Below are 7,851 nucleotides of genomic sequence, written 5' to 3' on the forward strand. Positions count from 1 at the left end.
ATGGCCTCGGTGCGCCCTCAAAGACGGAACGGCCGCCCTACAATAACTGCGCCGTGCTTGCGGATAATGAGTATATGTTTCACCGGGTCGGTAGCGTCGGCCCAGCGGCGGAGTATCATCGGTATGATAATCTCGGCCATGATGCGACGCTTAACCTCACGGAAGATAATCGTTGGCGGGTGGATGATGAAGGCAAGCCCTTCGCCGAGCTTGCCTTTGAGGAGGTGCGTCTATCCGTGCTGTGGAAGGGTTATTGCTTCAAGGATGAGGCGGAGGCAGAAGCCTATGACGATCACAGCCATGATCTGAATTCGGACCTGATCATCGAGATATTCTGCGATGACCTGACGGCGCGGGGCATTGCCGTCTCAAAGCCCAAAGATTTCTGGAACGATCCAGCCTGGAAAGAGGTAATAACCCGCGCCTATCCGGCCCCGACCGCCGAATAAGCTAAAGGCGAATTTTGCGCTGCTATAGTCACCTTTTCCTGATACTATGCGGGCATGGCAGAGGACCCATCCGAATTGCAGCGGCGGGCCGTTGCGTTGCATGCCGCCTATCACGCTGGCGACCTGGCGGCGATCCGCCGTCTTCTCAGTGACCCGCCGGGGTTTCCCAACAGTCAGCAACCCTATGAGCTGGGCTGTGCGGGGACGCCGCTTGAATATGCCTTCTGCTGGTCATCAGCTTCCCTGATCCATGAACTTCTTGAAATCGGTGCCGATGTTAACTACGGCGTGAATGATGGTTTTCCGGCATTGTTTACGCTGCTTGAAACCGACCGGGAGGATAAATATGAGTTGCTCACGCTCCTGCTCGATCACGGGGCCGATATTCATCAGCGCGGCATCAACGACTGGACGCCGCTGCATTATGCGGTGGCGCAGCAGGATCTAACAGCAGCGGAAATCCTGCTTGCGCGCGGGGCCGATCCGCATCTGAAGACGCGGATCGATGACGGGCTTTCTGCATTGGAAGAGGCGGAGCGAAGCGGGCTTGAGGAATTTGTGGCGGCCCTTGGTAAGCCGCCGCAGGGTTAAGGCCGATGTTTTATCGTTTTCCCGGAATCACATCGATGAACTCTGCCATGGCATTGCCCATGGCGACGAGCATGCCGTCCTGATTATTTACCTCCACATCGAAGAGCAGCCAGTAGCCTTTTTCCGTCCTCTTTTTGCTCTGCAGGGTGACGACCGGCGTGATGGTATGGCCAAGCTGCACCGGCTTCAGCCAGCGTGTTTCCAATCGCCGGTGAAATCCGCCGCGCGGGATCAGCCAGTCGGTGAGCGTGCGGGTGATCAGCGCGAAATTCTGCATGCCATGCATGATAACGCCTTCAAAGCTCGTCTTTCCGAACTTGTTCTTCATATAGTTATCATCGAAATGCAATGGATTGTAATCAAGCGAGGCATCGGCGAAGGCCTGAATCGTTTCACGGGTGACCGTAAAGGGCCGTCCGGTGATGACGTCGCCCTCATTAACCTTGTTAAACTGTTCTTCTGCAGTCATTTTTTTATTCCTTTATCGATCAAGCGGGACGGATGGTCTGGCCACGGCCGGTGCAGACAACTTCACCATGTTGATTGGTGAAGGTGTTTTCATGCACAGCGAAGAGCCGGTCTTTGCGGATAAAGCGGTCCAGTGCGGTGCCGCGCATGGTGATGGTGTCACCCGGGCGGATCGGGACGTGATAGGACCAGTTTTGCCCCGCATTAATGGTCCCGGGGGAGCGCATCCAGTCCTCCGTCGTGGTGCAGGCGAACATAAGAAGGATATGGATGGAGGGCGGTGCGATAATCCCGCCATAGATTGTCGATTTTGCATATTCCTCATCGAAATAGAGCGGGTTATCCTCCCCCACACCCTTGGCGTAGCGGGCGATGACCTCCTGGGTAAGCGTCACCGGCGTTGTGTCGCGCAACTCACCCGGAATGATCTGATCCCAGGTTGCGCGCTTGTCCACATCCTTCCAGAAATCAGTTTCAAAATTATCGAGATCCAAAATCGTCATACTTTCCCCCTCCTCGGGGTTGTTATTGGCGCCGAAGCGCGGTTTGTTAATCTTTTCAGTCTGCGGATGTAATACGGAATTCGACGCCGCAAAAATCAAATCCCGCCGGAGTGATAGCACATCCGGCTTTTTGCGCCCGTTCCTTCATTGCCTCCGGGTCGCGGGCCGTCAGGTCAATGGCGGTAAACAGCTCCGGTCCACTTCCGGCCGTATCGACAAAGCGGAGATAGCCGTAATCAAGGTCGATTTCGCATATCCCGTCCTGTTTCCCTACCGGACGGTCGCAGATATGGCCCCAGAGCTTTGCGCGCGCTTCTGCGTCCGGGCTGGTGATTTCGATGCCGAGAATATCGCCCGTCACCTCTGTGCTGACATACTGATGCCACTCGTCCCCCGCCCATTCATAATGGCCAAGCATACTATCGTCACCATGATGGTGGTCGAACTCCATCATGGTGGCACCGGTCTGCTTGGGGTTAAGCTGCAACAAGTCGGCTTTTTCGTTACGCCGTTCATAAATTGGATCGACGCCAGCCTCTTCGGCGAGCGATTTATGCCGCTCCATATCGGCGCAGTCGAAAATTGCCATATAGCCGCCACGCCCATTATTTCGGGCGAGGAACCGGTCAACAGCGGTATTCTCCTTTGTCGGCGCAACAATTTCCAGAAAACAGCCATTGATCGCATACATGATATTTTCCAGCCCGAAATTGTCGAGCACGGAACGATGGCAGACGTCCAGCCCGAGTACATGGCTGAAAACCCGCTCTGTTTCGGTAATATCGGCGGCGGCGAGGCAAATCTGCCGGAGCCGGACATAATTATTGGGTGACATCTTTTCTCCCCCTCCCTGGCGGGACAGGCCGGTTGTTGTTGATTGTTTTTCACCGGCGGGTAGAGTATTCCAAATTTCTGGAAGGAGGTAAAGGCCTGCTTCAAGATGGCGTCATGGCGCGCTCTCGTTTAGAGATCAAAAAATCAGTAGTAAATTTAGCCGATACTGATAGGCTAAGGCCTTCTATTACCCGGACAATTCTTCGAGAGAATGACGAAAAGCCTTCCTTCCCCCATAACCCGAATGAGCCAGGCGATGATCGTTCTGGGGATTTGCGCCGCGCTGATCGTGGCTTTCGTGAATTTGCGCGACAAGCCGTTCATACAGCTGATAGAGGGAAAGTTGCTGGACTGGCGGTTTGTCCTGCGCGGCCCGATCGCGGTGGATCCGGCGATTGAACTCGTGCTGATTGAGAAGATGCCGGACGGCGCAAAGGACATCCCGGTTGCGCCAGCGGATCTGTCAAAAGGAATAGACGCCATCACCGCTGGCGGGGCGCAGGTTGTTGTCCTTGACCCGAAGTTACTGCCGATGAGTGCCACAGGGAAAAATAATCTCGCCGCAGACCTTGCCCGAATCGATGAAGTCGTCATTCCCTATGTCTTTTCTATGGCGCCTTCGGCCGAGGCCCGCTCGGCCCTGCCGGTGCCTATTCAGAGAACGGCTTATAGCGTCTTCCGCAAACGCGATTCCGCCTCGGCCAAACGGCCAGCGGAGGCGGGTGGGTATCTCGCACCCTCTCTTGACTTGCTACAGGCCGCCCTTCCGGGTCATGTGGTCAATGAACAGTCGCTGACGCTAACCCGGCAATATGCTTATCCGGTCATTGGCTATGGCGGATCCTATTATCCATCGCTCGCTATTCAGGCCTATCGCCGCTGGGTTGGCTTGCCGATGGATGCGGTTGAGGTCAATTTCGGGGAAAGCCTGAATATCGGCAGCCTCTATCTGCCAACGGATAACCGGATGCGCCTTGCCATCAATTATCATGGCCCGGGCGGTAGCTACAAACGGACCCGATTTGCCGATTTGCTGGGCGGTGACCTGCCGGCGGACAAATTCAAGGACAAGCTGGTGCTCGTCGGGCTTGCGGCCTCAATCACCCCGGATAATGTCGCCACACCCTTCGATCCAGCGATGTCAGAAGTTGAATTTCTCGCCAATGTGATTGACAACCTCAACCGGATGAACCCGCTGATCCGATCGCAGCAGGTCGTTGTCCTTGATATCCTGCTCCTTGCGTTGATCGGCCTCTTTTTCGCGTTGGTTGCCGCCGCGCGGAGTATCTGGGCAGTGTTGACCCTGGCGGTGATCGCGACGGTGCTGTTCGTGGCGGCAACTATCCAGGCATTTGTTCTTTTTAACCTGTGGTTGGGTCTGACCTTCCCCTTGCTGGCGATTGTTCTGTGCACAGCGGTGCTGATGACGGTGAAACAGGTCTCCAGGAAACGCCGTGCCATACTCACAGCGGCGGAGGAGGCGGAGGAAGTGCAATTCACCACCCCTTGGACATTTGACCGGGTCGCCAAGGTAGTGGAAGAGGAGACGCCATCGCCGGATACGGCTGAGGATGATATCGATGCCGAGCCGCAGCCGGAAGAAGAGGAATATCTGACCCTTACCGCCGCCGAAGATCCTGAGATGCTGGATGACAAGGTCGCGGAAGCGGAAGAAATGACGGAAGAGCCCGCGGCGAAGAATGTCACGCCCTTCCCATCCTCTAAATCTTCATCCAAACCATCGCCGACAGGCCCGAGCGCCTTGCCGGTCCCGCCTAAGCCCACCTCTTCTTCATCGTCATCGAAGTCCCATAAGCAGGCCGAACCATCTGCTTCGGAGCAAAAAAACAGAAAGCCGGCCTCCCTGATCCCGGTGATGGATACGCCGGCGCGCGGGGATAAGGTCTCTCTCACCTCGGCGACGGATATGCCGAAATCGCCCGTTACCAACGATGAGTTCGATGTTGCTGTGCTGTTTATCAACATGACCGGCTTCATGGCGCTGGCCAAGAGCTTTGGGCCAACCCGCTCGGCGCAGTTTCTGCATGCGGTCTATCAATTGATTGAGAAAACGGTGGTCAAGCATAGCGGCTTTCTGGAACAGTTCGGGGAGGATGACGTCATGGCACTCTTCGGGCTGCCCGAGAGAAGCACGGAAGATGCGGTGAATGGTCTCAAGGCGGCACGGGAACTGGCCTCCGTTCTTTCAGATTGGGGGCAGCAGCAGGGATTTCCCGCCGGTAAATCAGCGGATTTCTGCATTTGTGCGGATTTTGGCCCGGTAAAGGTTCATCTCACCGGCGAGGAAGATGAGGCCGAGATCACCCTCTCCGGCTATACAATCGGGCTTGCAAGCCGCCTCGATAAAACGGTTGCCGCAAAGGGCGCGGACGTTGTCGTTTCCGAAAAGCTGATGAAAAAGGTCAGCGAAACCGATCTGACCGGCCAGTTGAAAGACGGCTTTACCGAACAGCCGATGCAGCAAATTCCCGGCGCGGCGGAGACGGTCGCCCTGTGGCGAGGTGAGTTCGGCGCGAGTTGACGGGCAGTAATCCGTGCTATTCAGCTCTTGGACGCACGCTCTATGGCGGCGGCGAGCGTGTCGAAATCCCCAACCTCGTTGGCGAGTAATAGGATAAGCCGGGCATTCAGCGCGGCGGACTGGTCGAAGTCCAGCCCCTCATGCGCGGTCATCAGCAATTCGTAAAAATCATCGCCATGGGGTTGCAGACGATCATCCATTCCTAAAGACTTGCTCATGATATTGTCTCCAGCGCAGGTTTGCCTTTGGCACGGGTGAGGGCCAAGGTCAGGTTTTCGGCGTCCGTTCCGGCCTCGAACGCGGCGGCAATATGTTGGTCGGGACGGATCAGATAGATCATGTCGTCGCCATAATGGGCGGCCACACCGGGACTATCTTCAAAATGCAGGGCTTTCACGTCTTCGGGGGCTGTTATTTTTGCGCGCCTGCCGATGGTGAGCAGCATAAACTCACCACCGAGCTCATTTAAAAGCCATCCACCCTCCAGCGGTGCATCGGGGCAGGGGGTGCCGGGCGGAAGGCCCCGGGTTGTGGCGCGCGGACTCTGCAAAGCAAACCCTTCCAATGAGCAAGGAACCGACAGACGCCCCGAATTCACCAGGCGGCGGGCGAAAGGGAGGTCATTTGCGAGGCTCAGCACGGCATCGCGGAAGACCGCTTCCATCTTCGATTTCGGGGTCATGAAATTGGTCGCGCGGGAGGAATTCATGATGTTCTCAACGGCGCCGTGACGTCGCTCCTCATCATAGCTTTCCAGCAGGTCGGGCGGGGCCTCTCCCTTCAGGACAGCGGCCAGCTTCCAGCCGAGATTATCCACATCCTGAATGCCGCCATTCCCACCACGCGCGCCGAAGGGGGAGACGACATGGGCGCTGTCGCCGACGAAAACCATCCGTCCATGAACGAATTTTTCCAGCATGGCGCAGGTGAAGCTGTAGACGCTGACCCAGTCGATTTCAAACGCCCGGTCACCGACAATCTGCTTCAAACGAGGGATCACATGCTCTGGCTTTGCTTCCTCGGCCGGGTCCGCGCCGGGCTCAAGCTGTAAATCGATGCGGTAGATATTATCCGGCTGTTTGTGGAGGAGGGCCGACTGACCCGTATGAAAGGGCGGCTTGAACCAGAACCAGCGTTCCGGTTCATCGCTCTCAAAAGGGGCTTCGGGCATATCCACATCGGTGATCAGGAAATGCTCCTCGAACCTATGTCCGTCGAATTTGAGGCCCATACGCTGGCGAATGTGTGAATTGCATCCGTCGCAGGCGAGGACATAATCGGCGGTGAGATCATATTTCCCTTCCGCCGTCTCGACATGCAGGGTAACCCCGTCATCGGCGATCTCTTCGCCCGTCACCTTGCTGAGCCAGCGCAGGTCGATGAGGTCCGGGAAGTCCGCAATCCGGTCAGCCAGATATTCTTCCACATAATATTGCTGGAGATTGACGAAGGCCGGCATTTTATGGGCGTCATCGGGCAGGAGATTGAAGTTATAAACCTCCTGCTCCCCATTGAACAAGCGGCCAACTTTCCAGGTCACACCCTTTTCCAGCATCCTGTCCCCGATGCCAAGGCGGTCGAAAATTTCCAGGGTGCGCTTGGCCCAGCAGATGGCGCGAGAGCCGACCGAAACGACGTTGTTGTCGTCGAGAATGACCGAGCGGATGCCTTTCAGCGCAAGATCGATCGCCATGGCCATGCCAATGGGCCCCGCGCCGACGATGGCGACGGGGTATTGGCCGGGGCTCTCGCCTTTCAGCTCAGGCGGCGTTTGGAATGGATATTCCCTGTTTTGATAATGCATGGCGGCTTATCCTTGCAGGGACGCCCACATTTCCTTGTCTCGTTCTGCTGTCCAGATGCGTGGCGTGTCGATGCCTTGCGCCTCATCATAGGCGCGGGCCACGTTGAACGGCAGGCAATGCTCGTAAATCGCATAATCGCCGAATTTCGCGTCGCACTCGGCGCGGACTGCATCCCACGCCTCTTTCAGGCTTCCACCGCGTGCGACCACAGCGGCGACCGGGCGGTAGGTGCTCTCGACGAAATCACGGGTGTTGGTGAGGGCGGCATTTACCATCTCATCCCCAACCAGTGCATCTCCGCGTCCGGGAACGATGGATTTGGGGTTGAAGGCGGCAATGGCATCCAGTGTGTTGCCCCAGTCATTGAAGTGACCGTCACCGCAATAACAGGCGGAATGATACTCGACCACATCGCCGGAGAAGATTACGCCTGAATCCGGCACATGGACAACCGTATCACCCGCTGTATGGGCCCGGCCCAGATGCATCAGATCAACGCGCCGTTTGCCGAGATAGACGGTCATCTTTTTGGAGAATGTCATGGTCGGCCAGGTCAGGCCCGGAATGCTCTCATATCCTTCGAACAGGCGGGGGAAGCGTTCAAACTCGCTGTCCCAGTCCTCTTGCCCGCGTTCGGCGACCATGGCGCGGCATTTGTC

Annotated in this window: 9 protein-coding genes; 3 read left to right on the top strand and 6 right to left on the bottom strand. The window is 56.7% G+C overall.

Features of this window, described 5'->3' with window-relative positions:
* A partial coding sequence (locus P1U71_RS13325) for a hypothetical protein (RefSeq protein WP_301106105.1) occupies positions 1 to 449 on the top strand: 449 nt, incomplete at its 5' end.
* 54 nt (positions 450 to 503) lie between these two features.
* Entirely contained in the window at positions 504 to 1,040 is a 537-nt protein-coding gene (locus P1U71_RS13330) for an ankyrin repeat domain-containing protein (RefSeq protein WP_301106106.1), read from the top strand.
* 10 nt (positions 1,041 to 1,050) lie between these two features.
* On the opposite strand, the gene P1U71_RS13335 is transcribed toward P1U71_RS13330, so the two are convergent.
* The 3 genes from P1U71_RS13335 to P1U71_RS13345 are packed head-to-tail and all read right to left on the bottom strand — an operon-like array spanning position 1,051 to position 2,846.
* The gene (locus P1U71_RS13335) at positions 1,051 to 1,509 is read right to left on the bottom strand and encodes a MaoC family dehydratase (protein WP_301106107.1); all 459 of its coding nucleotides are present in this window, start codon (positions 1,507 to 1,509) and stop codon (positions 1,051 to 1,053) included.
* Positions 1,510 to 1,528: 19 nt separating this feature from the next.
* Positions 1,529 to 2,011: a MaoC family dehydratase gene (locus P1U71_RS13340; protein ID WP_227948469.1), complete on the bottom strand. Its 483-nt coding sequence runs from the start codon at positions 2,009 to 2,011 to the stop codon at positions 1,529 to 1,531.
* Positions 2,012 to 2,066: 55 nt separating this feature from the next.
* Positions 2,067 to 2,846, bottom strand: a complete 780-nt coding sequence (locus P1U71_RS13345) for a VOC family protein (protein ID WP_301106108.1) — start codon at positions 2,844 to 2,846, stop codon at positions 2,067 to 2,069.
* A gap of 210 nt (positions 2,847 to 3,056) precedes the next feature.
* On the opposite strand from P1U71_RS13345, the gene P1U71_RS13350 reads away from it, so the two are divergent.
* A complete protein-coding gene (locus tag P1U71_RS13350) occupies positions 3,057 to 5,387 on the top strand; it encodes a CHASE2 domain-containing protein (RefSeq protein ID WP_301106109.1) in 2,331 nt (776 codons plus the stop codon).
* Positions 5,388 to 5,407: 20 nt separating this feature from the next.
* Here P1U71_RS13350 and P1U71_RS13355 read toward each other — a convergent pair whose 3' ends face one another.
* From P1U71_RS13355 to P1U71_RS13365, 3 genes are all read right to left on the bottom strand, one after another.
* Positions 5,408 to 5,605: a DUF2783 domain-containing protein gene (locus tag P1U71_RS13355; protein ID WP_301106110.1), complete on the bottom strand. Its 198-nt coding sequence runs from the start codon at positions 5,603 to 5,605 to the stop codon at positions 5,408 to 5,410.
* Positions 5,602 to 7,191 carry an FAD-dependent oxidoreductase gene (locus P1U71_RS13360; protein ID WP_301106111.1) on the bottom strand — a complete coding sequence of 530 codons (1,590 nt, stop codon included), beginning with the start codon at positions 7,189 to 7,191 and terminating at the stop codon, positions 5,602 to 5,604. The genes P1U71_RS13355 and P1U71_RS13360 overlap by 4 nt, the downstream gene beginning before the upstream one ends.
* 6 nt (positions 7,192 to 7,197) lie before the next feature.
* Positions 7,198 to 7,851: hypothetical protein (locus P1U71_RS13365; protein WP_301106112.1), on the bottom strand; the 654-nt coding region annotated here is incomplete at its 5' end.

Source organism: Sneathiella sp. (genome assembly GCF_029233945.1).
Classification (GTDB): domain Bacteria; phylum Pseudomonadota; class Alphaproteobacteria; order Sneathiellales; family Sneathiellaceae; genus Sneathiella.

Bases quoted from the DNA above. Each gene is read 5' to 3' on its own strand.
- P1U71_RS13330 (WP_301106106.1), top strand. From the start codon at position 504: ATGGCAGAGGACCCATCCGAATTGCAGCGGCGGGCCGTTGCGTTGCAT.
- P1U71_RS13335 (WP_301106107.1), bottom strand. From the start codon at position 1,509: ATGACTGCAGAAGAACAGTTTAACAAGGTTAATGAGGGCGACGTCATC.
- P1U71_RS13340 (WP_227948469.1), bottom strand. From the start codon at position 2,011: ATGACGATTTTGGATCTCGATAATTTTGAAACTGATTTCTGGAAGGAT.
- P1U71_RS13345 (WP_301106108.1), bottom strand. From the start codon at position 2,846: ATGTCACCCAATAATTATGTCCGGCTCCGGCAGATTTGCCTCGCCGCC.
- P1U71_RS13350 (WP_301106109.1), top strand. From the start codon at position 3,057: ATGACGAAAAGCCTTCCTTCCCCCATAACCCGAATGAGCCAGGCGATG.
- P1U71_RS13355 (WP_301106110.1), bottom strand. From the start codon at position 5,605: ATGAGCAAGTCTTTAGGAATGGATGATCGTCTGCAACCCCATGGCGAT.
- P1U71_RS13360 (WP_301106111.1), bottom strand. From the start codon at position 7,191: ATGCATTATCAAAACAGGGAATATCCATTCCAAACGCCGCCTGAGCTG.